At 35.7% G+C, this 25,874-nt stretch carries 24 protein-coding genes and 1 pseudogene; all 25 read left to right on the top strand.

The features are described 5' to 3' along the window. Nucleotides 1-2 precede the first annotated feature (2 nt). The gene (gene rfbF, locus FA584_RS10635; protein ID WP_096047222.1) at nt 3-776 is read left to right on the top strand and encodes a glucose-1-phosphate cytidylyltransferase; all 774 of its coding nucleotides are present in this window, start codon (nt 3-5) and stop codon (nt 774-776) included. Continuing rightward, on the top strand, nt 761-1,873 hold the full coding sequence (rfbG, locus tag FA584_RS10630) for a CDP-glucose 4,6-dehydratase (RefSeq protein WP_228447975.1): 1,113 nt from the start codon (nt 761-763) through the stop codon (nt 1,871-1,873). The genes rfbF and rfbG overlap by 16 nt, the downstream gene beginning before the upstream one ends. Continuing rightward, on the top strand, nt 1,870-3,618 hold the full coding sequence (locus tag FA584_RS10625; RefSeq protein WP_096047221.1) for a thiamine pyrophosphate-binding protein: 1,749 nt from the start codon (nt 1,870-1,872) through the stop codon (nt 3,616-3,618). The genes rfbG and FA584_RS10625 overlap by 4 nt, the downstream gene beginning before the upstream one ends. Nucleotides 3,619-3,621: 3 nt before the next feature. Continuing rightward, nucleotides 3,622-3,777: an NAD-dependent epimerase/dehydratase family protein gene (locus FA584_RS14530; protein WP_228448564.1), complete on the top strand. Its 156-nt coding sequence runs from the start codon at nt 3,622-3,624 to the stop codon at nt 3,775-3,777. 137 nt (nt 3,778-3,914) lie between these two features. Further along, nucleotides 3,915-4,544: an NAD-dependent epimerase/dehydratase family protein gene (locus tag FA584_RS10620; RefSeq protein WP_228448563.1), complete on the top strand. Its 630-nt coding sequence runs from the start codon at nt 3,915-3,917 to the stop codon at nt 4,542-4,544. After that, nucleotides 4,544-5,881 carry a lipopolysaccharide biosynthesis protein RfbH gene (gene rfbH, locus FA584_RS10615; RefSeq protein ID WP_167749440.1) on the top strand — a complete coding sequence of 446 codons (1,338 nt, stop codon included), beginning with the start codon at nt 4,544-4,546 and terminating at the stop codon, nt 5,879-5,881. The genes FA584_RS10620 and rfbH overlap by 1 nt, the downstream gene beginning before the upstream one ends. Beyond that, nucleotides 5,881-7,188 (top strand): MATE family efflux transporter, encoded by a 1,308-nt coding sequence (locus FA584_RS10610; RefSeq protein WP_167749439.1) that lies wholly within the window; start codon nt 5,881-5,883, stop codon nt 7,186-7,188. The genes rfbH and FA584_RS10610 overlap by 1 nt, the downstream gene beginning before the upstream one ends. Next, nucleotides 7,185-8,177 carry a glycosyltransferase family 2 protein gene (locus tag FA584_RS10605; RefSeq protein WP_167749438.1) on the top strand — a complete coding sequence of 331 codons (993 nt, stop codon included), beginning with the start codon at nt 7,185-7,187 and terminating at the stop codon, nt 8,175-8,177. The genes FA584_RS10610 and FA584_RS10605 overlap by 4 nt, the downstream gene beginning before the upstream one ends. A 1-nt stretch (nt 8,178) precedes the next feature. Continuing rightward, nucleotides 8,179-8,808 carry an acyltransferase gene (locus FA584_RS10600; RefSeq protein ID WP_167749437.1) on the top strand — a complete coding sequence of 210 codons (630 nt, stop codon included), beginning with the start codon at nt 8,179-8,181 and terminating at the stop codon, nt 8,806-8,808. A gap of 157 nt (nt 8,809-8,965) precedes the next feature. Beyond that, nucleotides 8,966-9,826, top strand: a complete 861-nt coding sequence (locus tag FA584_RS10595; RefSeq protein ID WP_167749436.1) for a glycosyltransferase family 2 protein — start codon at nt 8,966-8,968, stop codon at nt 9,824-9,826. Next, nucleotides 9,804-10,559 (top strand): glycosyltransferase family 2 protein, encoded by a 756-nt coding sequence (locus FA584_RS10590; RefSeq protein ID WP_167749435.1) that lies wholly within the window; start codon nt 9,804-9,806, stop codon nt 10,557-10,559. Before FA584_RS10595 ends, FA584_RS10590 begins: the two co-directional genes overlap by 23 nt. Next, nucleotides 10,556-11,473: a glycosyltransferase gene (locus tag FA584_RS10585; protein WP_167749434.1), complete on the top strand. Its 918-nt coding sequence runs from the start codon at nt 10,556-10,558 to the stop codon at nt 11,471-11,473. Before FA584_RS10590 ends, FA584_RS10585 begins: the two co-directional genes overlap by 4 nt. Beyond that, a complete protein-coding gene (locus FA584_RS10580; protein ID WP_167749433.1) occupies nt 11,470-12,327 on the top strand; it encodes an NAD-dependent epimerase/dehydratase family protein in 858 nt (285 codons plus the stop codon). Before FA584_RS10585 ends, FA584_RS10580 begins: the two co-directional genes overlap by 4 nt. Continuing rightward, on the top strand, nt 12,324-13,295 hold the full coding sequence (locus FA584_RS10575) for an MraY family glycosyltransferase (protein ID WP_167749432.1): 972 nt from the start codon (nt 12,324-12,326) through the stop codon (nt 13,293-13,295). The genes FA584_RS10580 and FA584_RS10575 overlap by 4 nt, the downstream gene beginning before the upstream one ends. Beyond that, nucleotides 13,295-15,030 (top strand): annotated as a pseudogene (gene pglF, locus FA584_RS10570) (UDP-N-acetylglucosamine 4,6-dehydratase (configuration-retaining)). The gene FA584_RS10575 and the pseudogene pglF overlap by 1 nt, the downstream one beginning before the upstream one ends. 8 nt (nt 15,031-15,038) lie before the next feature. Beyond that, the gene (locus tag FA584_RS10565) at nt 15,039-17,189 is read left to right on the top strand and encodes an STT3 domain-containing protein (protein WP_167749431.1); all 2,151 of its coding nucleotides are present in this window, start codon (nt 15,039-15,041) and stop codon (nt 17,187-17,189) included. A 29-nt stretch (nt 17,190-17,218) separates the two neighbouring features. Continuing rightward, nucleotides 17,219-18,124 (top strand): PDC sensor domain-containing protein, encoded by a 906-nt coding sequence (locus FA584_RS10560; RefSeq protein ID WP_087439197.1) that lies wholly within the window; start codon nt 17,219-17,221, stop codon nt 18,122-18,124. Beyond that, nucleotides 18,121-18,732, top strand: coding sequence for an imidazole glycerol phosphate synthase subunit HisH (hisH, locus tag FA584_RS10555; protein ID WP_167749430.1), 612 nt, complete (start codon nt 18,121-18,123; stop codon nt 18,730-18,732). Before FA584_RS10560 ends, hisH begins: the two co-directional genes overlap by 4 nt. Continuing rightward, nucleotides 18,732-19,454: a 1-(5-phosphoribosyl)-5-[(5-phosphoribosylamino)methylideneamino]imidazole-4-carboxamide isomerase gene (gene hisA / locus FA584_RS10550; RefSeq protein WP_167749429.1), complete on the top strand. Its 723-nt coding sequence runs from the start codon at nt 18,732-18,734 to the stop codon at nt 19,452-19,454. Before hisH ends, hisA begins: the two co-directional genes overlap by 1 nt. A 69-nt stretch (nt 19,455-19,523) precedes the next feature. Then, nucleotides 19,524-19,889 carry a chemotaxis response regulator CheY gene (locus FA584_RS10545; RefSeq protein ID WP_096047216.1) on the top strand — a complete coding sequence of 122 codons (366 nt, stop codon included), beginning with the start codon at nt 19,524-19,526 and terminating at the stop codon, nt 19,887-19,889. A gap of 5 nt (nt 19,890-19,894) precedes the next feature. Next, a complete protein-coding gene (locus FA584_RS10540; protein ID WP_167749428.1) occupies nt 19,895-20,722 on the top strand; it encodes a 50S ribosomal protein L11 methyltransferase in 828 nt (275 codons plus the stop codon). Further along, a complete protein-coding gene (ftsH, locus tag FA584_RS10535) occupies nt 20,723-22,687 on the top strand; it encodes an ATP-dependent zinc metalloprotease FtsH (protein ID WP_167749427.1) in 1,965 nt (654 codons plus the stop codon). Then, nucleotides 22,680-23,339: a phosphatidylserine decarboxylase gene (locus FA584_RS10530; RefSeq protein ID WP_096047213.1), complete on the top strand. Its 660-nt coding sequence runs from the start codon at nt 22,680-22,682 to the stop codon at nt 23,337-23,339. The genes ftsH and FA584_RS10530 overlap by 8 nt, the downstream gene beginning before the upstream one ends. Beyond that, on the top strand, nt 23,329-24,069 hold the full coding sequence (pssA, locus tag FA584_RS10525) for a CDP-diacylglycerol--serine O-phosphatidyltransferase (protein WP_167749426.1): 741 nt from the start codon (nt 23,329-23,331) through the stop codon (nt 24,067-24,069). The genes FA584_RS10530 and pssA overlap by 11 nt, the downstream gene beginning before the upstream one ends. 207 nt (nt 24,070-24,276) lie before the next feature. Then, the gene (locus tag FA584_RS10520; protein ID WP_096047211.1) at nt 24,277-25,836 is read left to right on the top strand and encodes a 2-isopropylmalate synthase; all 1,560 of its coding nucleotides are present in this window, start codon (nt 24,277-24,279) and stop codon (nt 25,834-25,836) included. Nucleotides 25,837-25,874: the final 38 nt, after the last annotated feature.

Genomic DNA, 25,874 nt, shown 5'->3' with positions numbered 1-25,874 from the left:
CAATGAAAGTCGTATTACTCGCAGGTGGATATGGAACACGAATAGCAGAAGAGACCGATATAAAACCAAAACCGATGGTGGAAATTGGTGGCAAGCCAATTTTATGGCATATTATGAAGATCTATTCCCATTATGGTTTTAATGAATTTGTCGTGCTTCTTGGTTATAAAGGCTATTACATTAAAGAGTATTTTGCAAATTATTTTTTGCACCAAAGTGATATAACCATTGATCTTCAAACTAATAGCATGGAAGTGCATAATAATACCAGTGAGCCATGGAAAGTCACCCTTGTGGATACCGGCCTTGATACGATGACCGGAGGTCGTATTAAGCGTGCTCAAAAGTATATAGGAGACGAGTCTTTTTTATTGACCTATGGAGATGGCGTGAGTGATATTGATATTGCAAAAACGGTAGCCTTTCATCAAAAGCATGGAAAAGCGCTTACAATGTCTGCAATTCAGCCAGAGGCGCGGTTTGGTAATCTTGATATTGATGAAACGATGAATATTAACAGTTTTATAGAGAAACCAAAGACAGAAGCGGGTTGGGTTAATGGTGGCTTTTTTGTATGTGAACCTAAAGTATTTGATTATCTTATTGAAGATGAAAATTGTATTTTTGAACAAGCTCCCTTACAAAATTTAGCCAAAGATGGTGAAATGTTTGCTTATAAACATGATGGTTTTTGGCAACCCATGGATACACTTCGTGATAACCAAAAACTCAATAAACTCTGGAAAGAGAACAAAGCGCCATGGAAAGTTTGGTAATGCAACATCTTTTTGGTGGTATCTACAAAGATAAAACTGTCTTAGTCACAGGACATACAGGCTTTAAAGGCTCATGGCTTGTGTATTGGCTCAAGCAGATGGGTGCTAAGGTCGTGGGCTATTCTTTGGAAGCTCCCACCCACCCCAATCATTTAGCATTGCTTGATCTTGATATCGCGTCGATCATCGGTGATATACGAGACTTAGAAACGTTAGATAAAACTTTTGCAACCTATAAGCCAGATATTGTTTTTCATTTGGCTGCTCAAGCGTTGGTCAGACCTTCTTATGCCAATCCTATCGAAACCTATGAAACCAATGTCATGGGTACCCTTAAAGTTTTTGAGGCATGTCGCAAACATCAGGTGAAAGCCATTGTCAACATCACCAGTGATAAAGCCTATGAAAATAAAGAGTGGATTTGGGGATACCGAGAGAATGACCCAATGGGCGGGTATGACCCTTACAGCGCTTCAAAAGGATGTGCAGATTTACTCGCAACTTCATATCGCAATTCTTATTTTAATACAAACGACTACAAAAAATCGCATCAAACGCTTTTAGCAACTTGTCGAGCTGGAAATGTCATTGGTGGTGGAGACTGGGCGCAAGATAGATTGATGAGCGATATTATGCTCTCCGTCAGTCAAGGTAAAAAAGTAAGTATCCGAAACCCAAAAGCGACCAGACCGTGGCAACATGTCCTTGAACCACTCAGTGGCTATTTACAGGTCGGGCAAAAACTGCTTGAAGAACGAGTTGAATTTGCAGAAGCATGGAACTTTGGACCCAGTGATGAGGGAAGCATTTGCGTCGAAGAAGTGGTTTTACATGTAAAGAAGCATTGGGATGCGATTGCGTATGAAATAAACCGTGATCCAAACCAGCTTCATGAAGCCAATCTTTTAAAATTAGACTGCTCAAAAGCCCATATCAAGCTTCATTGGAAAGATGTGTGGGATAGCGAGGATACATTTGAGAAGACCGTTAAATGGTATAAAGCGTTTTATGAAACCCATGAAATTCTAAGCCAAAAAGATTTGGAAAATTACATTGTTGATGCAAAAGAAAAAAATATAGCATGGACTATCAAATGAAAGCATCTGATTATATTGTGCAATTTTTAGTTGATCAAGGCATTGATAAAGCTTTTGGGTATATTGGCGGTGCAGTTGCTCATTTGTATGATTCTTTTGATAAAAATACAGGTATTGAAATCGTCAATACCATTCATGAACAAGGAGCAGGGTTTGCCGCTGAGGGATATGCCCGTGTGAGTGGGAAAACAGGTGTGGCAACAGCCACAAGTGGACCAGGCGCAACCAATCTTATAACACCTATTGGAAGTTGCTTTTTTGACTCAATTTCTACTCTCTTTATTACAGGACAGGTCAATACGTATGAATACAAATACGATACGCCTGTAAGGCAAATAGGGTTTCAAGAAACCGATATTGTCAGTATCGTTAAGCCCATTACAAAATATGCGGTTATGATTGATATGATTCAAAACCTTCGTTATGAACTTGAAAAAGCGTATTTTTTAACACAAAATGGCAGAAAAGGTCCTGTACTTATTGATATCCCAATGAATATTCAACGGACTGATTTCAATCCATCCGAACAAAAATCTTTTTTTGAGAGTGATGAATATAAAATGATGCGTATTCAGGGTGATAAGATTGATTTTGAAAAAATTGTAGAAATGTTGAGGGTATCTCAGCGTCCTATTATACTTGTCGGTGGAGGTAGCCGCCTTTCATCCTTGGCACCAGAAGCCATTCATCGCTTATTAGAAAAATCCAATTTGCCTGTTGTGTACTCTCTAATGGGAAAAGATGTTGTTAAGGACGATTATAAATATAATTTTGGACTCATTGGCTCTTACGGGAATCGATACAGCAATTTAGCTTTAGCCAATGCTGATTTAATTATTGTCTTAGGCTCTCGCCTTGATACACGACAAACGGGTACCGATTTGAAAACGTTTGCAAGAGCAGCAAAAATCATACACGTTGATATAGATGTCAATGAGTTAGACTCTAAAATCAAGGCAGATGTCACTTTGCATTGTGATATTGCTGATTTTATCAACACACTATCGCACTATGATTTTAAACTTAATTTAGGTCAGTGGCTTGAAAAACTGGTAACGTATAAGCAAAACTATTCATCCACAACTGGCATTGATGGCAAAGCAAAAGTACCGAATCAAATCATTCAATGGATTGCTCAATCTTCCTCTGATCATGACATGATTTGTGTTGATGTGGGGCAACATCAAATGTGGGTCGCCCAGTCCTTTGAGACCAAAGCAGATCAACGTGTTCTTTTTTCTGGCGGTATGGGTGCCATGGGCTTTGCTTTACCGACAGCCATCGGTGCAACGATTGGCACAAAAAAAAGAGCTCTTGTGATTGTGGGTGATGGTGGATTTCAGATGAATATTCAAGAATTAGAAGTCATTAAAAGAAGAAATTTACCCATTAAAGTATTTATCATGAATAATGCAAACCTTGGTATGGTGAGGCAATTTCAAGAAATTTATTTTGAACAGAGATACATTGGCACACAAAAAGATTACAGTGTCCCAAATTTTGCAAGCATAGCAAACGCCTATGGACTTAAAAGCAGTACGATCTCGACCATAGAGGAGATTTCTCAAAAGATTCACGAAACACTCCTATCAGACGAGGCAGAAATCATTAATATCTGTCTACAAGAGCAAATGACAACGGTTGAGCCAAAGCTTATTGTCAATAAACCTATTGAAGATATGTATCCTTTTTTAGAAAGAGAAGAGTTCAACGCCCAAATGATTATTAAACCATTGGAACACTAATTTATGAATATTTTCATTACAGGTTCTAGCGGCTTTATTGGCTCTCATCTAAAAGAGTATCTTCTCGGGCATCATCATGACACACTTTTTATACCATCTAGTAAAGAGCTTGATTTAAGTGATGAAAAAGCAGTTGATAGATATATTTTAGAAAAATAAAATTGATGTGATTGTCCATACTGCCAATCGTGGTGGAGGCCGCGATACTGCTGATATGAAAAATGTGACAGAGTACAATTTACGTATTTTTTTCAATATCGCTAAACACGAAAAAAATGTAAAGAAAATCATCTCTTTTGGGGAGTGGTGCCGAGTATAGTAAGCAAAAGCCCATTATCGAAGCAAAAGAAGATGATTATTTACAAGCGTTGCCCTTAGATGAATATGGATTTTATAAATCCATTACATCGCATTTTATTGAGAAGTCTGAGAACATTGTACAGTTACGGATTTTTGGAGCATACGGTGAGTATGAAAACTATCGCTATAAGTTTATTTCAAATGCCATTGTTAAAAACTTATTGCATTTGCCTATAACGATCAATAAGAATGTCTATTTTGACTATATTTACAGTGATGATTTGGTTAAAATAATCGACTTTTTTATCTATAACGATACTAAAGAGAAAATCTATAACGTCACGACAGGCACAAAAGTAGATTTAATTACATTAGCAAATTTAGTGAATGAAGTCGGTGATTTTTATTCCGATATAAGAGTCATTCATGAAGGGCTTAATAACGAATACACGTCCAATAATGAGCGTCTTTTAAAAGAGTTTGGCGATTTTCAGTTCACATCGCACAAAAATGCGATAGCAAAGATGAGATGTTATTTTCAAGAAAATTTAGATAAATTAGATATACAAACCATAAAAGAAGATCCGTATCTAAAAGCAATAGATACAATGTGGAAAGGCAAATAATGAGCAAAGAAGAACAACTCAAGCAAGAGATTTTAGAAAAAACAAAACAATATTATGAACTCGTTCATAAAAAAAATCAAACGAGACCGTTTGTTGCGGGAGAGAGTCGCGTTAATTATGCAGGGCGTGTCTTTGATGAAAAAGAGATGATGAACCTTGTCGATAGTTCGCTTGATTTTTGGTTGACCTATGGGGATTATTCTAAAAAATTTGAAAAAGAGTTAGCAAAGTTTTTACATGTAAGATGGGCATTCTTGGTCAATAGTGGCAGTTCTGCCAATTTGTTGGCTTTTTATGCACTTACTTCACCACTTCTAAAAGAGCGGCAAGTCAAACGTGGCGATGAAGTTATCACGGTCGCCGCTGGCTTTCCAACAACCGTAGCACCTATTGTTCAATACGGTGCCGTGCCAGTGTTTGTTGATATGGAACTGACACACTTTAACATTGACGTGACGCAGTTAGAACAAGCACTGAGTTCCAAAACAAAAGCGGTGATGATAGCCCACACGTTAGGAAATCCTTTTAACATTAAGGTTGTGAAAGCGTTTTGCGATAAACACAATTTATGGCTCATTGAAGACAATTGTGATGCGCTTGGCTCAACGTATGAAGGTAAGCCAACAGGAACATGGGGCGATATAGGAACGAGTAGTTTTTACCCACCACATCACATGACAATGGGTGAGGGCGGAGCAACATACACAGACAATCCTCTTCTTAAAAAGATTATGCTTTCCATGCGTGATTGGGGAAGAGACTGTTGGTGCGAGAGTGGTGTGGATAATACCTGTGGATGTCGCTTTACGCAACAGTTTGGAAGCCTTCCTAAAGGGTATGACCATAAATATGTCTATAGCCATTTTGGTTTTAACCTCAAAGTGTCCGATATGCAAGCTGCTGTTGGATGCGCACAACTGGAGAAATTTCCAAGTTTCGTTGAAAAAAGAAAAGTGAATTTTAAAAAACTTTATAATGGATTCAAAGATGTTCCAGAATTAATCTTGGTAGAAGCACAACCGCAGAGCGATCCAAGTTGGTTTGGCTTTATGATGACCATAAAAGATAATGTGAAATTTTCACGCAATGAACTGGTCGAATACCTTGAAAATAACAACATCCAAACGCGTAATCTTTTTGCGGGCAATATGCTACGACATCCTCTATTTGAGTCACTTGAAAAAGATAAAGATTATAGAGTAATAGGTTTACTTCCCAATACAGACAAAATCATGAGTGATAGTTTTTGGATTGGTTTATACCCTGGTATGAGCGATGATGCAATTGGGTATATGATTGAAAAAATAGTATATTTTATTAGAAGCCAAACTAATTGATGAAAAAAACTTTCCTAAGCTATGATTTTCGACATACTGCTATAAATCAGGTATGGCGATTGTTTTCTGGCCCTTTAATGCTTATACTAATACCATTATACTTGAGTGCCGAGACACAAGGGTACTGGTATACATTTGTTAGTTTAGCTGCATTAGCAATTTTTGCTGATATGGGGTTTTCGACGATATTGCTTCAATTTTCTGCTCATGAATTTGCACATTTGAAATTTGAATCCGACAATACATTGTCAGGTGATCAAATGCATTTAGAGAGGTTGGCTACATTATTACAATTTGCCATGAAATGGTCTGGGGGTATTGGGCTTATAGCTTTTCCAATCATTTTGATAGTTGGATTTATAATACTCAATGCAAAACAAACAGAAATACATTGGATTTTACCATGGGCGATATATGGGTTAGCTTCGGTATTTATTTTTGTCAATAGTATGTTGCTTTCTTTTATTGAAGGGTGTAACAGCGTTGGAGAGGTTCAAAAAATTCGTTTTTTTATCTCTCTTGTAACATTTATTTCTACAGTAATACTTCTTATTCTTGGCTCAGAACTATATGCTTTAGCAATCTCTTTAGTAATAGGAACAGTAAGCGGTACAATAATTATTTTTTCTAGATATAAATATATGCTAAAACAATGTTTTATGTTAAGTAACAATATCACACATGATTGGAAACAAGATATTTTACCTCTTCTGGGAAAATATGCTGTAAGTTGGATAAGTGGCTATTTTATTTTATTTGCTTTTACCCCGATTGCATTTCATTATTATGGAGTGGTCGAAGCAGGAAAAATTGGATTTAGTATTGCTATATGTACTGCAATCTTCGGCATATCAAACATATGGATGACAGTAATAATACCTAAAATAAATATGTATGTAGCGCATAAGGATTATAATACGCTAGATCCTATTTTTACAAAACATCTCATTTTAGCAGGTATTTCATATATTTTAGGAATAGGTACACTATTTATTATTGTGCTGTTTTTAAAAGATATATTACCATTTGCAAATAGGCTGGTCAGTCCTTTTTCACTCAGTATCATAACTTTAGGATGGCTATTTCAAATCATCATAAATGGGTATGCTATGTATATGCGAGCTCATAAAGAAGAGCCATTGATGCTTCTATCATTTGTGACAGGCGCATATATAGTTATAACCACTTTACTTGTTGCAATGTATTTGCCGTTTGAGTATTTTTTCTTAGGATTCTTGAGTAGTTATATATGGGGTATTCCTTGGGTATTAATAATTTTTAGAAAATATAGAGGTGGAAAAAATTGATATATAATAGTCTCTTGTCTATTGTGATTCCAACATACAATCGTGTTGATTTTCTTGATTATTGCCTTAAATTTCATATTCCATTAGCAAGAGAATACAATATACAAATTTTTATTTCTGATAATGCATCGACAGATTTAACTAAAATAGTTGTCGAAAAATGGATGAAGGAATACCCGTTATTAAAGTATCACCAAAATGCATCTAATGTAGGGCCTGATAGAAATTTTGAAATTGGACTAAAATTGCCAGATACTGAATATATTTGGTTGTTAGGAGATACTTATCAAATTCCTAAAAATGGAATCAAGTATCTTTTAGAACAAACAAAAGACAAAAAATATGATGCATTAGTATTTAATTTAGCTAATAAAATTAATATAGAAACAAAAAACTACCAAGAAAGTAATTTATTGCTTAATGAGTTAGGTGCATTAATGACTTGCCTAAGTTGTTTAGTTTACAATAAAGAACTGATTAAAAGAGCCAATTTTTCAAGATATTATAATAGTTATTTTATACAAATTGGGATAATCTTTGAAGATATTGCAGATAATAAAAAATTCTCAGTATTTTGGATAAAAAGTGAATCTGTTGAAGGATTAGAACATCCACTCTTAAAGAAAACAAATTGGAGTGAGACAAGTAAAGTCTACGATATAGCATGCGATAGTTGGACAAATTTTGTGATGTCCCTTCCTCCATCATACAAATTACAACATAAGATGAAATGTATAATGGATTTTGGAAAGATATCTGGTTTATTTACATTGAAAAATTTAGTTATGTTAAGAATCCTTGGTTTATTGAATATTGAAATTTTAAAAAAATATAAATTTTTTTTTGGAATGACTATTGATTATCCTATTTATTTGATTTATATTATTAGTGTTATGCCCAAAATAGTTTGTAAAATGATAGTAATTCAATATATTCTATTTCTAAAAAAAGACAAAAAAAATAAAATTATTACAATCTGGAAAAGATAAAATGCAACAATTTATTAAAAATATTATTATTATTATTTTAAAAGTCATAGTATTTTTTATACATAAAAATATCATACGAGCAATATTATTTGTTATAACAAATGTGACTACTCAATATATTATTAAGCAATTAGCACAATGTGGTAAAAATCCTAGAATAATGTTTCCTATAACATCTCATGGCTTAGAGTATATATCAATTGGAAATAATTTTAATGCTTGTTCAAGATTGAGGCTAGAAGCTTACTCAAAGCCTTTGGATGGTTTTAATATACCAGAACTCATTATTTGTAATAATGTAAGCATAAACTACGATTGTCACATAGGATGCGTAAACAAAATTTTGATAGGAAATAATGTTTTGATAGCTAGTAAAGTATTGATAATAGATCATTTTCATGGCAAAACAACTATCGAATCCTTAAAATTACCACCAAATTTGAGAAAAATTACTTCGAAAGGTCCAGTAATAATCGAAGATAATGTCTGGATCGGAGAAGGTGTGGCTATTATGCCAAATGTACGGATAGGTAAAAACACAATTATTGGAGCAAATGCTGTTGTCACAAAAGATATTCCAGCAAATAGTATTGTTGGTGGAAATCCAGCAAGAATAATAAAAAGTGTATAGAATTATGTTCCTAACTTCTTTTGATCAGATATTCAATATCGGAACTAAAAGTGATTAATTACAACTCAATTCTTTTAGGTAATACAACTATCTTTATACTTCTACGTAAAGTGTATAATTTTAATCTTTTGGCAATTTTAAAAAAGGAATCAATAAGATGAATCATATTTCTGCAATCGTAGTCTTATATAATCCAAATTTAACAATAATAAAAAATATTCAAAGTTACATTAATAATGTTATTAAGCTTTACGTTGTTGATAATTCAGATGTTATTAATAGACAATTAGTTAATAGCTTCGTGCAATTTAAAAATTTAGTCTACATTAATAATAATGGAAACCAAGGTATAGCACATGCTTTGAATGTTGGGGCCAAATTAGCCATTAAAGACGGTGCTTCTTGGCTTTTGACTATGGATCAAGACAGTAGATTTGAAGGTAATAATTTAGAAAATTTAATTCAATGTACTTTACACTGCGATATTACTTCTATAGGAATAGTGTCTCCCGTACATGTACTGGAACATTCTATAAATAAGCCCGTCCAAATTCAAAAAGTATCTGAAATCTTTGATGTAATGACTTCTGGGAATTTGCTAAATCTACATATTTATCAAAAGATAGGCGAGTTTATTAATGAATTGTTTATTGATGCCGTAGACCAAGAATATTGTTTAAGATTGCGTCATAATCATTACAAAATATTGTTGTGCGAATTTGCACTATTGGAACATTGCTTAGGTGATCTTAGAGAGATCAAGTTAGGGTTTAAATCTATTCGCTATTCTAATCATAGCCCTATAAGAAGATATTACATAACACGAAATCGGCTCTATCTTTTACAGAAATATTTTTGGGAGTTTCCATTATTTGGGCTTAAAATCATAAAATGGATTATCTTCGAATGGATTAAGATTATAGTTCTTGAAAAAGATAAAATTGCTAAAAATAAAGCTACATTAGAAGGAATTAGAGATTTTCTTAGGGGAAAATATGGCAAATATTGCTCCAAGTAGTTCTACAATAGATATATTAATGGCCACGTATAATGGAGGGAAATATCTTTCTGAACAATTCGATTCTATTGTAAATCAGACTTATAAAGATTGGAAATTAATTATTCATGATGATGGCTCAAGCGACAATACTGTATATATTATAAAACAATATATGTTAAGGTATCCGGAGAAGATTATATTGATTGATGATGATATTTATACGGGTGAAGCAAAAAATAATTTTGCATATTTGATGCAGTTTTCATCGTCTGAGTATATTACATTATGTGATCAAGATGATGTATGGTTACCTCATAAGATCGCAACGATCATTTCTTTGCTTCAAAAATATGATTTGGTGATGAGTGATGCAATGATCGTTGATGAAGTTAAGCATCTTTTAAAGGACTCTTTTTATAAGCTCAATCATTCTAAAAGAGGGTTTTTAAATAATCTTGTGCATAATTCCTATATTGGATGTGCTATGGCATTTAATCGCAAAATATATGAGAGAGCCATGCCTATACCAAAGAATATTCCTATGCATGATTGGTGGATTGGCTTGATTGCTGAAATTTTTGGTTCAGTTGTTTTTGCTGATGATAAATTGATGTACTATAGACGTCATGCTACAAATGCTTCCCAAACAAGTGAAAAATCTAAGTATTCAATCTTTCAGAAAATTAGTTTTAGAGGCATTATGGTGGTATATATTGTTTTACGTTGGATTAGGCAGCTTATAGCACGATGATAAAGCAAAATAAAATAGCTATTTTATTAGCAGCTTATAATGGTAAACAATATATAAAAGAGCAAATTGACAGTATTCTAAATCAAGAAGATGTTAAGGTAACGATTTTTATTAGCATTGATACATCACGTGATGGAACACGAGAATGGATAGAAGCGTCTTATCTTGATAACTCTCAAATAATGATATTAGAGGATGTAGGTCGTTTTGGGGGTGCAGCAAAAAATTTCTTTCGTCTTATTCGTGATGTTGATTTTACGCCGTATGATTTTATTGCTTTTGCAGATCAGGATGATATTTGGCACCAAGATAAGTTAAGTCGCGCAATCCAAAAATTACATGAAACAAAATCTGATGGATATTCTAGCAATGTCTTAGCTTTTTGGGAAGATGGACGTGAAAAGTTGATTGTCAAGTCTCAGCCACAATGTCAGTATGACTATTTGTTTGAAGCAGCAGGTCCTGGATGTACCTATGTTTTAACACAGATTTTAGCCGTACAAATCAAGCAGTGTATTTGTCAAAAATGGGATTTGGTTAATACTGTATGGTTGCATGATTGGTTTTGCTATGCGTACGCAAGAGCCAATGGTTTTCGTTGGGTCATTGATGAAAAGCCAAGTATGCGGTATCGTCAACATACAAACAATCAAGTTGGAGTTAATCAAGGGTTGAAAGCTTTTTTGTATCGATTGAAAAAAATTTTATTTGGTGGTGCGATTGTTCAAGCGAAAACAATTGCTATTATTATAGGCATGAGCGAACAACCGTTCGTTAAGGAATGGTCGTCTTTAGATAAAATTGGTTTTTTTAAGCTTGCTTGGCATGCACAAAAGTGCCGAAGGAAGCCTAAGGATAAATATTTATTTTTCTTTGCATGCCTTTTGATAAGTATTTTCGGTGGTCAAAAATGAATCTTATCTTAACAGGAGCTCGTGGTTTTATTGGAAGTTACTTTCAAAAGCAGTATGCTCATAAATATGCTATTCAGCCTTTTTCTTTTGTCAATGATGATGTGGAAACTTTACATGTAAAAAATGTAGAGACAGTGATTCATCTCTCCGCATTAGTGCATCAAATGGGTGGAGCAAGTGATGAGGCTTATGAGAAAGTCAATGTTGATCAGGCGTTACAGTTAGCGCATAAAGCAAAAGAGAATGGTGTTAAACAGTTTATTTTTATGAGTACGGTTAAAGTGTATGGTGAAGAGAGTGCTATCGCGTATACCGAAACAAGCCCATGTTTCCCTGAAGATGCTTATGGTAGAACTAAATTGAAAGCTGAACAAGAGCTCCAAAAATTAGCTGATGAAAATTTTGTTGTTTCTATTATTCGTACACCTATTGTTTATGGTAGTGGCGTTAAAGCAAATATGCAAAATCTGATGAAACTGATTGACACAATGCCGCTCTTGCCTCTAGGTGGTATTGATAATAAACGGAGTTTTGTTTTTATTGGGAATTTATGTGCATTACTTGAGACGATTATAGATCAACGCAAAAGCGGTATCTTTTTAGCCGGTGACGATGTATCTCTCTCAACTACGGAATTAATCATGCTACTGGCTAAAGCTAAAAAGAGAAAACTTCTTTTAATTAAACCACCTTTGTTTGCGACATTGCTAAAATGGCTCAAACCCTCTTTTTACAAAAGATTATTTGAGAGTTTAACCGTAAATAACAGCAAGACAAAAGAGAGTTTACATTTTAAAAACCCCTATTCAACGCAGGAAGGTATAGCATTGATGGTTCAAGGTACTGTGCAATGACCTATCTTTTTATCTTTGTGGTTTCACTTTTTTTTACCTACCTTATTCGATCTTTTGCACTAAAAAAATCATTACTTGCCACAGTCAATGAGCGCAGCTCTCATACGACACCAACACCGCATGGTGGAGGCATTGCGATTGCGGTGACATGGTTCTTAGGGCTTATTTATCTTTTTACATGTAAAGCAATTGAGCCTTCTTTATTTTACGCGCTGATGTGTGGAAGTTTGCTCTCGGTTGTAAGTTATTTTGATGACCTGTATGAATTATCGCCAAAATTAAGGCTTTTGGTGCAAGCGGTTGTTAGCGTTGCAGGGCTTTATGCACTTGGTGGACTTGAGCGAATTGATTTTGGATTTTGGGTGATTGAAAACCCATTTATTAGCAATGCTTTAGCTTTTTTTGGAATCATGTGGTTTATTAACCTCTATAATTTTTTGGATGGTATTGATGGTTATGCTGGAAGTGAAGCGATTTTTTTAGCCATCGCAGGATGGCTCTTGTTCGGAGGGGATCATTTCTTAATTTTAGTAGCTTCCGTCGCTGGATTTTTAGTGTGGAACTGGCATAAGGCCAAAATTTTTATGGGTGATGTTGGCAGTACACTTTTGGGCTATACGGTTGCTATCTTTGCCCTTTATTATCAAAATAGTGGTTTTTCTATTTTTATTTGGATTATCCTTTTTGGACTTTTTTGGTTTGATGCAACTTTAACACTGCTAAGACGTTACCAAAATCATGAGAAGCTCTCGCAGGCACACCGCAAACATGCATATCAGCGTTTGGTGCAAAGTGGAATTTTGCATGATCGCGTTGTCTTTTTTGCACTTGGAATTAATCTTGTTTTATTGATTTTAGGATATAGTGCGTTCATTCAACCACGTAACGTAATGGGGTATTTAATGGTAGCAGTTTTAGTGCTTTATGGTGCTATGAAAATTGTGGACAAACGAAAGAAGTTTGAATAATGCTTTTAGCACTCGATAAACGGATTTTAAATATTTTAGTCATTGTTTTCCTAACATGCATAACCTTTTTATGGACGTTTTGGATATTTCACAATGAGGTTCAATTCGAAGTTATTGGTGTTGTTATTTTTGTTCGTATTCTTGCCTCTATTTTTCTTTTTAAAGATTCGTCTCTCTCTTGGTCAAAAGTAACGCAAAAAACATTTTTACTTAAAAGTGTAGTTTATATCTCTGCTTTTTGTGTTTATGCGCCAGTATTTTATATACGTATATTCGTTTATCGTTGATGTTATCCGAACTTTTTTTGTATCTTTTCTCAATCACATTTGTTATGTATCTCTACTATTTTTGGGTTAATCATAGTCGTATAGATAAAGATAAAACGTTGGTGATTTATGGTGCTGGAAAATCTGGATTGAAGCTTGAAGAAGAGTACCGTGATAGCGTCTATCAAATTCGTTATTTTGTAGACGATGACAAACGACTTCAAAAGCGCAGCATTGATAGTGTTCGAATTATTTCCAAAGATGGGTTAAAAGAGAAACTTGGTGAGGCGAAATATGACCTACTTTTAATTGCAATGCCCTCCGCATCACCTAAAAGCATTAATGCAATTTATGAAGAACTTAGACCTTATTTTCATGAGATTAAAATCTTACCTTCCTTAGATACGATTTTATCAGATACCTTTTTATCCAATCAACTCAAAGAAATTACGGTTGAAGATCTTTTAGCAAGGCACCCTAAAGATCTTGATAAAGTTAAAATTTCTCAGTTTATCAATGATAAAACAATTATGATAACGGGAGCTGGTGGAAGTATTGGGAGCGAGATAGTTCGACAATGTCTTAAATACAATGCAAAAAAACTGATTTTAATTGATCACAGTGAATTTAATCTGTATCAACTGATTGAAGAGTTGCAAAGCGATAAACTTGTGCCCATTATGCAAAGTGTTTTGAATGAATCTTTGATGGATAAAACATTTTTAACCTATATGCCAGAAATAGTCATTCATGCGGCTGCTTACAAACATGTCCCTCTTGTGGAAGCAAATGTGGAAGAGGGTATTTTAAATAATATTTTAGGGACGAAAATTTGCATTGACCTCTCTATTAAATACGGTGTTAAACAATTTATATTAATTTCAACTGATAAGGCAGTCCGTCCAACCAATGTCATGGGTGCGACTAAGCGAATTTGTGAATTGTATGCTCAAAATATCAATTCAAAAGAGACGCAGATCGTTGCCGTTCGTTTTGGTAATGTTCTTGGCAGTAGTGGTTCTGTCATACCAAAGTTTAAAGCACAAATTGAAAAGGGTGGCCCGATTACAGTAACGCACCCTGAAATGACACGTTATTTTATGTTGATCCCTGAAGCGTGTGAGTTGGTACTCCAAACGGGTGCCATTGGACAAAGTGGCGAGCTTTTTATATTGGATATGGGAGAGCCTGTTAAGATTGTTGATCTCGCACAAAAAATGATTGATTTATCAAAGAAAAAAGATATTGCGATCAAATTTACAGGGCTTAGACCTGGTGAAAAGTTATATGAAGAACTTCTGATTAACGAGAGCGATAAAAAGACTATGTATGCGTCTATTATGGTTGCACATAAAACGGTATATGATATTGGTAAGTTACAAAAAGATATTGAAGATCTCTTTACATGTAAAGATAAAATAAGTAAATTACAAGAGATTGTTCCTGAGTTTAAACACAATAAAGCATAAGGGATTCCGTGAATAGATTGAGTATTTTTCAAAAGAGTATTATTTATAGTGTTATTGCTTTTTTATTTAGTTTTGTAATAAGGCTTATTTGGGTTTATCAATTTAATGATTTTGAGAGTTTTAAGTTTGCTGGACAGTTTATGATTAATACCAATGATGGGTATTACTGGGCTGAAGGTGCTAGAGATTTATTAGGTGGTTTTACAAAACAACATGATCTTTCTCCGATTACTGAAGCAGCGTCATGGCTCACTTACGTCGTAGCGAAGGTACTGCCTTTTTCTTTTGAAACAATTATATTTTATATGCCAGCTGTACTTGGATCTTTAATTGTTATTCCTATTATCTTAATTGCCTCTAATTTGAAAATGATAGAAGTTGGTTTTTTAGCAGCGCTTCTAGCCTCTATTGCGGTAAGTTATTACAATCGAACGATGGTAGGTTATTATGATACGGACATGCTTACGATTGTATTGCCAACGTTCCTCTTGTGGTCTTTGATCTTAGCACTTCGCACGAAAGAAGAGAAATATCTTTTAATCACTGCTTTAGAGATTATTGCTTATCGCTGGTGGTATCCACAAAGCTACTCATTAGAATTTTCTTATTTTGGATTAATCTTAGCATATGCTTTAATCTTTGATCGCAAAAATCTATTTCATTTCAAGCTCCTAACCATTATGCTTTTTGCAATGATGGGATTACCAAGTATCATACGATTGATACTTGTCATTGGCGTTTATATCAGTTTTAAAAATGAAAGATTAAAACAGTATGTATGGTATTTCTTAGCAGCAGCAGGGGCTCTTTTTCTCTTAAGTGGTGGACTTGAACCTATTTGGCTTAGACTTAAACTTTATGTTTTTAAAGATGCGATAGAAACAAGCCAAGATATTTTATCTTTACACTTTTTTTCGGTGATGCAAACAGTTCGAGAAGCCGGCCAAATTGATTTTATAACCTTTGCAGAACGCATTAGTGGGCACACGGTTACTTTTTTACTTTCGATTGTGGGCTATATTTTAATGGCAAAAAAATACCCTGTGATACTTTTAGGCCTTCCTCTTTTAGGGCTTGGATTTTTGGCACTTTGGGGAGGACTTCGCTTTACGATTTATGCAGTTCCTGTCTGTGCTCTAGGTGTGTCGTATCTACTTTTTACATGGAGTGCTTATATTACTCAATTGTTCGTGAATCAAAAGCTTGGAGGCATCGTTAAATCAAGCTTTGTGATTCTATCAAGCCTAGGGATTTTATATCCCAATCTTTTGCATATCATTGAATATCGCGTACCAACAGTTTTTAATAAAACAGAAGTGGAACAACTGGATTCACTTCGAAAAATAACAGATCGTGAAGATTATATTGTGAGCTGGTGGGATTATGGATACCCTATTCGTTACTATACCGATGCAAAAACACTGATAGACGGAGCAAAACATGATGGAGATGTTAATTTCCCTGTGAGCTTTATGTTAACCAACCCTCAAGAAAGTGCGGCAAGGCTGGCGCGACTTGAAGTTGAATATACAGAAAAAGCATTTTTAGTGGCAGAGCAAAATAAGACAAAAACTAAAAATGAGCAGAAAAAGATTATCAATAATACGGCTCAAATGACCTTGGACTATGGTTTTCATGATGCGAACGACTTTTTAGACGCTTTGCAAACACCTCTCTCAATGCCTGCGAAAACACGTGAAATCTATTTTTATCTGCCTTATCGAATGCTCAGTATTTTCCCAACGGTTGCACAGTTTAGTAATCTGGATGTCATGAGTGGGAAAATGGTACGCCAGCCTTTTTTCTTTCAGACAAATCGTTTTAAAGATAATGGTACAACGCTAGATTTTAGCAGTGGTCTTGTACTGGATAAAGCAAAAGGTGTACTAAAACTTGGGGCGCAGGATATTCCTATTAAATATTTTATTCAAACATCCTATACACCAGAATTTAAATTTGTCAAAGAACAAACGATGATCCATGCGGATGGAGTTTTCTCCATTATCTATATGCAAGCGTATAACACATTTCTTATTCTTGATGAAGCAATGTTCAATTCGACCTATATTCAACTTTTTGTATTAGAAAATTATGATGAACGATTTTTCGAGCCGATTAGTCTAGAGGCATATGCTAAAGTGTATAAACTCAAAATTTAGCTAAAATAAGAAAAAAGAAAAGGCCTGATATGATTATTCGTGAAATTCAGCAGTTTGCTGAGGTTAGGACAAGAGCAAGAGCATATTTATGCTATCTTTTTACACGCAATATTCCTAATCGTATGCCTGAACCAAACCTAGACGTCATTACGGCAAGTCTTGATAAAATTGTCCATGAAGTCGAAGAGTTTGAAGCCCTTTATTTACTTGACCAATCCGGTAATCAAGTCATCAATAATATTACAGATGATCCACATCGTAAAGGTGGTTTAGGGCAAAATCGTAGTGGAAAATCCTATTATTACCGTGCAGTGCGTGAAAAACGCTGTGTGTTAAGTGATCCTTATCCTTCAACCTTGACCAACGATTTAACGGTCACCGCTTCGTATCCTATTTACGATGAGCAAGGTATCCTTAAATTCATTGCCTGTATTGATGTCTCTTTAGAGCATATTCTTAAAATTGCGCACCCTTCATCGTTGCAGTCTGCTTTTGGAAAAACATCCCAGCTGATTTACACTATTTTTTCACTCTCGCTACTAGCGATTGCTCTGTTATTGCTCTTTAATGGAATGCGCAGTCTTTTTATGCACGGACTTGAGTTTAATCTTCTTGATATTAAAGCGATGTTTGAATCAACCATTTTAATTACCCTTTCTTTAGCGATTTTTGATCTGGTGAAAACAATTTTTGAAGAGGAAGTGTTAGGGCGAAACGAGCGAGATGACAGTGGTGGTATGCATAAAACGATGGTACGCTTTTTAGGTTCCATTATCATCGCTCTTGCCATCGAAGCTTTAATGCTCGTCTTTAAATTTGCGATTATCGATGCGGCACACATTGTGTATGCGGTCTATCTGATTGGAGGTGTGACAATGCTCCTCTTTGGACTCGCATTTTACCTTAAATCCATACCTCAAAAGAGAGATTCATGATAGGATTGATTGATTACAATATGGGAAACCTCAGGAGTGTCACCAATGCGTTTGAAAAGCTTGGTGTTGCCATTGAGATTGTCAAAGATGCAGAGACTGTATCGAAATTTGATAAGATTATTTTACCGGGAGTGGGTGCTTTTAAAGATGCAATGATGTGTCTTAAAGAGCGAAATCTTGATGAAGCCGTGAGATCTTTTGCTGCTTCTGGCAAGCCTCTTTTAGGGATTTGCCTTGGAATGCAACTGCTGTTTGAAAGCAGTGTTGAATTTGGCGAGTGTGAGGGGCTTGGTTTGATCGAAGGTGAGATTGTGAAGTTTGATACCTCTCGTTTTGACCAACGTCTTAAAGTACCTCATATGGGCTGGAATCAATTACATGTAAAAAAAGAGACGCCTCTGTTTAAAGGGATGCCAGAGTCATTTTACCTCTATTTTGTGCACAGTTTTCATGCGTGTTGTGATGATCAATACACCATTGGTACAACAACCTATGGGTATGATTTTCCCAGTGCCGTTCAAAAAAAGAATGTGTTTGGTTTTCAGCCTCATCCTGAGAAATCACATGCCAATGGATTGGCAATTTTAAAGAATTTTGTGGAGTTGTAATGAATATTTTACCAGCGATTGATCTGAAAGATGGCAAAGCCGTTCGCCTAACCAAAGGGCTGATGGAAAGTGCTAAAATTTATTCCAATGAGCCTTGGGAAGTGGCCAAAGTCTTTGAAGAAATGGGCTCAAAATGGGTGCATTTGGTGGATTTAAACGGTGCTTTTGCGGGCGAGCCTAAAAACCTTGAGCAGATTGAAAAAATTCGTCAAAACTGTCATTTGAAATTAGAACTGGGTGGCGGTATTCGAGACGAAGAGACAATTCGTCGTTATGTGGATTTAGGCATTGATCGCGTTATTTTAGGCTCCATTGCTTTGAAAAATCCTGCTTTTGTGAAAGAGATGGCTCAAAAATATCGTGTCGTAGTGGGTATTGATGCCATTGATGGTTATGTCGCGGTAGAAGGTTGGGCTGAAAAATCCACCATGAAAGCAACAGACCTTGCACGCGCTTTTGCAGATGTTGGCGTGGAAGCCATCATCTGCACCGATGTAGGACGTGATGGAATGCTCAGTGGCGTAAATCTTGAGTTTACACTTTCAATTGCAGAAGCTTCAGGTATTGCCACGATTGCAAGTGGAGGATTAAAGAATTTGGACGATATTATAGCGTTGAAACAGAGCCAAAAGGTTGCTGGTGTCATCGTAGGAAAAGCGTTTTATGAAGGTAGTTTAGATTTGCGTGAAGCGTTTGCGTATATCGCTAAAGAAACGCTTTAAACTAAGTTCAAACTAAACTAGGTTAGAATTTAACCAATAGCAATAACTTAACGACAAAAAGGAGTGACATTGAAGCTGCTTGTAGTAGATGATAGCTCGACAATGCGCCGTATTATAAAAAACACACTGCAGAGATTAGGGTTTGATGATGTTTTAGAAGCTGAACATGGTGTTGAAGCTTGGCAAATTATGGAAAGAACACCTGATATTAATGTATTGATTACCGATTGGAACATGCCTGAGATGAACGGTTTAGAATTGGTTCGCAAAGTCAGAGCAGAAAAAAAATATGAGAGTATGCCAATTATTATGGTAACAACGGAAGGTGGTAAGGCGGAAGTTATTACAGCGCTTAAAGCGGGTGTTAATAACTATATCGTTAAACCGTTTACTCCTCAAGTGCTTAAAGAAAAACTCGAGGATGTTTTAGGTTAATTTGAATGGAAAAAACCTATAACGAACTTCAAATCACCCCTAGTAGTGAATACCCACTTTTTCTTGATTTTATTATGAGCCTCAGTGATGAGGCTATTGAGGAAAAAGAAAGCACGATTATTTTACGCAGTGAAGATAATTTGGAAATGGTTCTTTTTGGTACAGAAACATTTGCAAAAGAGCTTTCTTCTGTACTTGGTAAAGATATTCACCTTGAGACTAAGCTCTTAGTCAAAGAAAATGAAGATTGGATTGCACAGTATCGAAACTCTGTACAACCTTTACATGTAAACGATTTTTATATCCGTCCTACGTGGGTAGAAAATTTTGAAGGCAAAAAAAATATTATTATTGATCCAGCCCTTGCCTTTGGTTCAGGACATCATGAAACAACGTATGGCTGTTTACTTTTGTTGCAAAAATATGTTAAAGAAGGTACGACACTTTTAGATGTAGGTTGTGGAAGTGGTATCTTGTCTATCACTGCCCGAAAGTGCGGTGCTATTGTAGATCTTTGTGATACGGACGAACAAGCAACGGATAGCGCAACACAAAATTTTGAACTGAATCATGAAAGTTTTCATCGTATATGGACAGGTTCCGTTCAGAAGCGTGATCAAGCGTATGATGTGGTTGTTGCCAATATTATTGCCGATGTTTTGATTATGCTTTCTTCTGATTTGCAAAAAGCTGTCAAAGAGGGAGGATTGCTGATTCTCTCTGGGATTTTAGATAAATATGTAGATAAAGTAGAACACAAATTTTCTTCGATGAAATTGGTCGAAAAGTATCAAAAAGAGGAGTGGTTTACACTCGTGTTACAAAGGAACTAGATGAGTCAAAATAACAATCAAGATAACAATAAAAACGATAAAAAAAACTTTTTCAATCAAAATCCGCTTTTAATGTTTGCTCTTTTTTCAATTATTGTCATTGTTTTATTTAAAAATTTTACATCAGTGTCTGATGCAGGCATTGGATCAAGTTTTAGTGCTCAAAACAGCGCAACTAAAAATATAAGCTATTATGAACTCAAAGAGTTGATTAAAAATAATCAAATCAGTTATGTCGCTATTGGTCAAACAACGATCAAAGCTTTCTCCCCAGAAGGTGCGCAGAAAACTGTTTATATTGTAAAAAAAGTTGGAGAGGATGCGACATTTATCCCTTTAATGGATGAGAAAAAAGTGGGCTATGGTGGCTATAACGAATCCAATATCTTGACAGAAATTCTTTTTTCATGGGTACTCCCTGTATTTGTATTTTTTGGTATTTGGATGTTTTTGGCAAACAAAATGCAAAAAAATATGGGTGGTGGAATTTTGGGAATGGGTAGCAGTAAAAAGTTAGTCAATTCAGAAAAACCAAATGTTAAGTTTGATGATGTTGCAGGTGTTGAAGAAGCCAAAGAGGAAGTCAAAGAGATTGTAGATTTTCTAAAATTTCCAGAGCGCTATATGAATTTAGGGGCAAAAATTCCTAAAGGTGTTCTCTTAGTAGGCCCTCCAGGCACAGGTAAAACACTACTCGCAAAAGCCGTAGCAGGTGAGGCGAGTGTTCCTTTTTTCTCTGTTTCAGGTTCAAGCTTTATTGAAATGTTTGTCGGTGTGGGTGCTAGTCGCGTTAGAGACCTATTTGAAAATGCTAAAAAAGAAGCTCCTGCCATTGTATTTATCGATGAGATTGATGCTATTGGTAAAAGTAGAGCTGCAAACGGTATGATGGGTGGCAATGATGAAAGAGAGCAAACACTGAATCAATTGCTTGCTGAGATGGATGGTTTTAGCTCTGATAAATCTCCTGTCATTGTTCTGGCTGCAACCAATAGACCAGAAGTGTTGGATGCAGCGCTTTTAAGACCCGGTCGTTTTGATAGACAGGTTTTAGTCGATAAACCAGATTTTCAAGGAAGACGTGATATTTTAAAAGTACATAGTGCCGATATTAAACTGGGGAAAGATATCAATCTTGAAGAGATTGCAAGGTTAACAGCAGGTTTAGCAGGTGCGGATTTAGCCAATATTATTAATGAAGCAGCACTCCTTGGTGGACGAAAAAATAAAGATTATGTAGAACAAATTGATCTTGTTGAGGCTGTTGAACGTGCCATTGCAGGTCTTGAGAAAAAAAGCCGTCGTATCAATCCAGAAGAAAAACGTATTGTAGCTTATCATGAAAGTGGCCATGCTCTTGTTGCTGAGACAACCACAGGAGCGAAGAGAGTTTCTAAAGTTTCGATTATTCCAAGAGGGCTGGCTGCCCTTGGTTATACCCTTAATACACCAGAAGAAAATAAATTTTTAATGCAAAAGCATGAATTGATCGCTGAAGTAGATGTACTCCTTGGTGGACGTGCTGCTGAAGAAGTTTTCTTAGGCGAAATATCAACCGGTGCGGGTAATGATTTAGAGCGTGCAACAGACATTATTAAATCTATGGTCAGTATTTATGGCATGAGTGATGTAGCAGGATTGATGGTTCTTGAAAAGCAACGTAATGTCTTTTTAAATGGTGGAACCACCAAAGACTATAGTGATAAAATGGCTGAAAATCTAGATGAACATATTAAAAATACACTTCAAGATCGCTATGTGATCGTTAAAGAGCGTTTGGAAGAGTATCGCGAGTGTATTGAACGCATTGTGGCAAAGCTGAGTGAGAAAGAGACGATTGATGGTGAGCAATTGCGTGAGATTATTGAAGCCTATGAAATAGAGTTCAATATACCTTCAAAGCTCAAACATTCTATCAGTCCTATGCCAAAAACAACAGAAGAGCACCCAACTATTGATGCGTAATCATTCTTATACTTCAACGCATATTCTAGCAAAAGAGGGATGGATCTATAGCATTTTAGCTCTCATGATTTTTTTAATTGCTTATGCTTTTTCTTTTTTTGCTTGGTTCTTTTTTATACTTTTTTTAGGCACAGTTTTTTGCTACAGAAATCCTGAACGTATTGCTGAAGAAGATGACGAACGTTGTCTTATCGCGCCTATGGATGGAGTGGTGACAGATATATCAAAAATTAGTTTAAATGATAATAGTGAAGCCCTTCGTATCGTGATTCGAAAATCTCTTTTAGGTGTAGGTGTTTTAAGAGCGCCTCTTGCTATGACGCTTAGTGACGTTAAAAATCGTTTTGGGCTATTTATGGACTCCTCTTCTGCTTTATTCTCAAATTTAAGTGAACGAAAAAGCATTACATGTAAAAGTCAATTTGCTTCCATTAAACTTGTTATTAGTGCAGGTTTATGGAGCCAGAAAATGACACTCTTTAAGAAAGCTGGAGCCTTTAAAGCGGGTGAACGAATAGGCTTTTTACGAGATGGTGAAATGGCACTTTTACTTCCTCTTGACACGCGCGTGAAAGTTTCGCTCAGTGATGAAGTCAAAGCAGGTGCAACTATTTTAGGCTATCTAGCCTACAAGGATAAAGATGACAAATAATAGCAGTAATAATAAACTCCAATTGATGTATGTTTTTCCCAATCTTTTTACAGCAGCGAGTGCTTTTTTAGGGGTTATTAGTATTATATCTTCAACGAATGGACAATTTGAAAAGGCAGCTGTTTATATTTTACTCTCTTTGATTTTTGACGGTCTTGATGGACGTGTTGCACGTATGACGAATGCGACCAGTAAATTTGGTGCTGAGTTTGATTCTTTAGCCGACATTGTGGCTTTTGGTGTCGCTCCTGCAATGCTCTTTTACTTTAGTGTAGGTCATATGTATGGAAAGCTTGGCTCTTTGTTATGTGCGATGTATGTTGTTTTTGGTGCTATTAGGTTAGCACGTTTTAATGTGATGATTGGCGTGTCAGAACCTTCTGTTTTTATTGGCGTTCCTATTCCTACGGCGGCAGTTGTTGTTTCCATGTGGATTTTATTTTATCGAGAGCATGTATTTTTTCAAGGATTTGAGTGGATTATGCTCATTGGCATCGGTGTACTTTCTTTTTTAATGGTGAGTAATATTCGTTATCCAAGCTTTAAAAAGATCGATATGAAAAAAGGTCATATCATTAAAATACTTGTTTATTTAGTCATTGTTTTTTCTTTTTTGTATATCTATCCGATTGAAGCAGGGACCAGTTTAGTGACTGCTTATTTAGCCTATGGACTTATTCGAGGATGTTATAATTTCATCGTTGCAAAATCGCATAAAAATTTAGTATAATATGCCCACTTTTGGGCATATCTATTTTAGCTCAAGGTATTTTGAATCAAGGAGAAGCGATGAATAGCGTTGATATTGGCATCATGAAATCGATCAAAGTTTTACCAAAAATTGAGATCAAAAACGCTCTCCTGCAAAAACTCCTCTTCTTCTAATTCCATTTTTATTTTTTAACTTTTTAAATTAATGTAACAAGGAATACAACCTATGAATGACACTAAAATTATAATTTTTGATACCACCTTACGTGATGGTGAACAAAGTCCGGGTGCTTCAATGAACACTGAAGAGAAAATTCAGATTGCATTGCAGTTACAAAAATTGGGCGTTGATGTTATAGAAGCAGGTTTTGCCGCGGCTAGTCCGGGAGATTTTGATGCAATTGCTCGTATTAGTGAGGCTGTCACTAAAAGTCGAATCTGTTCCCTTGCGCGGGCATTAGATCGTGATATTAAGGCTGCTGGTGAGGCTGTTGCAAAAGCAAAATTAAACAGAATTCATACCTTTATTGCAACAAGCTCTATTCATATGGAATATAAACTTAAAATGACACCGGATCAAGTTATCAAAAAGGCAGTTGAGTCCGTACAGTATGCTAAAACATTTTGTGATGATGTGGAGTTTAGCTGTGAAGATGCCGGACGTAGTGATGTGAGCTTTCTGAAAGAGATTTTAGACGCTGTCATTAATGCAGGAGCCAGTACCTTAAATATCCCCGATACCGTAGGATATCGTTTACCAACGGAAATGGGGGCTATTATTAAGTCATTACATGATTTTGTAGGAGATCGCGCTATCATCTCTGTGCATAATCATAATGATCTAGGACTTGCTGTAGCGAACTCATTGGCGTGTATTGAAAATGGTGCACGTCAAGTAGAATGTACGATAAACGGCTTAGGTGAGCGTGCAGGGAATGCGGCATTAGAAGAAATTGTTATGGCACTTCGTACACGTAAAGATCATTTCAATGGATATGATACAAACATTAATATTAAAGAGATTTACCCTACGAGTAAATTGGTTTCATCCGTAACAGGCATTGAGCCGCAACCCAATAAAGCTATTGTGGGTAAGAATGCCTTTTCACATGAGAGTGGCATTCACCAAGATGGCGTGTTGAAACACACCCAAACCTATGAGATTATGAGTGCCAAAGACATTGGTCTTGACAAAAACTCGATTGTTCTTGGTAAACATTCTGGTAGGCATGCGTTTAAAGACAAACTTCAAACATTAGGCTATGAGCTTAAAGACGAAGAGATCAATGAGGCATTTGATCGTTTTAAAATCTTAGCAGATCAGAAAAAAGAGATTTTTGATGATGATTTACGTGCACTTGTTGCTGAGGAAATTACCAAAATTCCTCAAATTTTTGACTTACTTCGTTTGCAACTTTCTGATTGCGCACCAGGAGGTGTTCCGAGTGCTGCTGTGACCATTTTACATAATGGAAAAGAGATTACTGACGCTGCTATTGGGAATGGAACGATGGATGCGATCTTTAAAGTCATTGATCGTGTTTGTGGTGTGAGTGGCGAGCTAAAAGACTACAAAGTGGACGCGGTTTCTCAGGGTAAAGACGCAATGGCAAGGGTGCTCGTTAAAGTAGTATTTGATGAAAGTAAACCTGCGATTATGGGACATGGTTTAAGTGTTGATACCATGCTAGCAACGGCTAAAGCGTATATTGGAGCACTTAACAGTTACATGTCAATGAAAGAGCACCTTAGAACCGTTCGTAGCAATACGCAAGAGAGTATTTAACGCTTTAAACGTCTTTACATGTAAAGGTTAAAACCTTT

The sequence above is a fragment of the Sulfurospirillum diekertiae genome (genome assembly GCF_011769985.2).
Taxonomy (GTDB): Bacteria; Campylobacterota; Campylobacteria; order Campylobacterales; family Sulfurospirillaceae; genus Sulfurospirillum; species Sulfurospirillum diekertiae.
Note: the sequence above shows the minus strand (reverse complement) of the source record. Positions and strands in the feature narration are given on the sequence as shown.

What these genes read in the sequence shown, in the direction of transcription:
- rfbF (WP_096047222.1), top strand. Translation starts at nt 3, where the DNA reads ATGAAAGTCGTATTACTCGCAGGTGGATATGGAACACGAATAGCAGAA.
- rfbG (WP_228447975.1), top strand. Translation starts at nt 761, where the DNA reads ATGGAAAGTTTGGTAATGCAACATCTTTTTGGTGGTATCTACAAAGAT.
- FA584_RS10625 (WP_096047221.1), top strand. Translation starts at nt 1,870, where the DNA reads ATGAAAGCATCTGATTATATTGTGCAATTTTTAGTTGATCAAGGCATT.
- FA584_RS14530 (WP_228448564.1), top strand. Translation starts at nt 3,622, where the DNA reads ATGAATATTTTCATTACAGGTTCTAGCGGCTTTATTGGCTCTCATCTA.
- rfbH (WP_167749440.1), top strand. Translation starts at nt 4,544, where the DNA reads ATGAGCAAAGAAGAACAACTCAAGCAAGAGATTTTAGAAAAAACAAAA.
- FA584_RS10610 (WP_167749439.1), top strand. Translation starts at nt 5,881, where the DNA reads ATGAAAAAAACTTTCCTAAGCTATGATTTTCGACATACTGCTATAAAT.
- FA584_RS10600 (WP_167749437.1), top strand. Translation starts at nt 8,179, where the DNA reads ATGCAACAATTTATTAAAAATATTATTATTATTATTTTAAAAGTCATA.
- FA584_RS10595 (WP_167749436.1), top strand. Translation starts at nt 8,966, where the DNA reads ATGAATCATATTTCTGCAATCGTAGTCTTATATAATCCAAATTTAACA.
- FA584_RS10590 (WP_167749435.1), top strand. Translation starts at nt 9,804, where the DNA reads ATGGCAAATATTGCTCCAAGTAGTTCTACAATAGATATATTAATGGCC.
- FA584_RS10585 (WP_167749434.1), top strand. Translation starts at nt 10,556, where the DNA reads ATGATAAAGCAAAATAAAATAGCTATTTTATTAGCAGCTTATAATGGT.
- FA584_RS10580 (WP_167749433.1), top strand. Translation starts at nt 11,470, where the DNA reads ATGAATCTTATCTTAACAGGAGCTCGTGGTTTTATTGGAAGTTACTTT.
- FA584_RS10575 (WP_167749432.1), top strand. Translation starts at nt 12,324, where the DNA reads ATGACCTATCTTTTTATCTTTGTGGTTTCACTTTTTTTTACCTACCTT.
- FA584_RS10560 (WP_087439197.1), top strand. Translation starts at nt 17,219, where the DNA reads ATGATTATTCGTGAAATTCAGCAGTTTGCTGAGGTTAGGACAAGAGCA.
- hisH (WP_167749430.1), top strand. Translation starts at nt 18,121, where the DNA reads ATGATAGGATTGATTGATTACAATATGGGAAACCTCAGGAGTGTCACC.
- hisA (WP_167749429.1), top strand. Translation starts at nt 18,732, where the DNA reads ATGAATATTTTACCAGCGATTGATCTGAAAGATGGCAAAGCCGTTCGC.
- FA584_RS10540 (WP_167749428.1), top strand. Translation starts at nt 19,895, where the DNA reads ATGGAAAAAACCTATAACGAACTTCAAATCACCCCTAGTAGTGAATAC.
- ftsH (WP_167749427.1), top strand. Translation starts at nt 20,723, where the DNA reads ATGAGTCAAAATAACAATCAAGATAACAATAAAAACGATAAAAAAAAC.
- FA584_RS10530 (WP_096047213.1), top strand. Translation starts at nt 22,680, where the DNA reads ATGCGTAATCATTCTTATACTTCAACGCATATTCTAGCAAAAGAGGGA.
- pssA (WP_167749426.1), top strand. Translation starts at nt 23,329, where the DNA reads ATGACAAATAATAGCAGTAATAATAAACTCCAATTGATGTATGTTTTT.
- FA584_RS10520 (WP_096047211.1), top strand. Translation starts at nt 24,277, where the DNA reads ATGAATGACACTAAAATTATAATTTTTGATACCACCTTACGTGATGGT.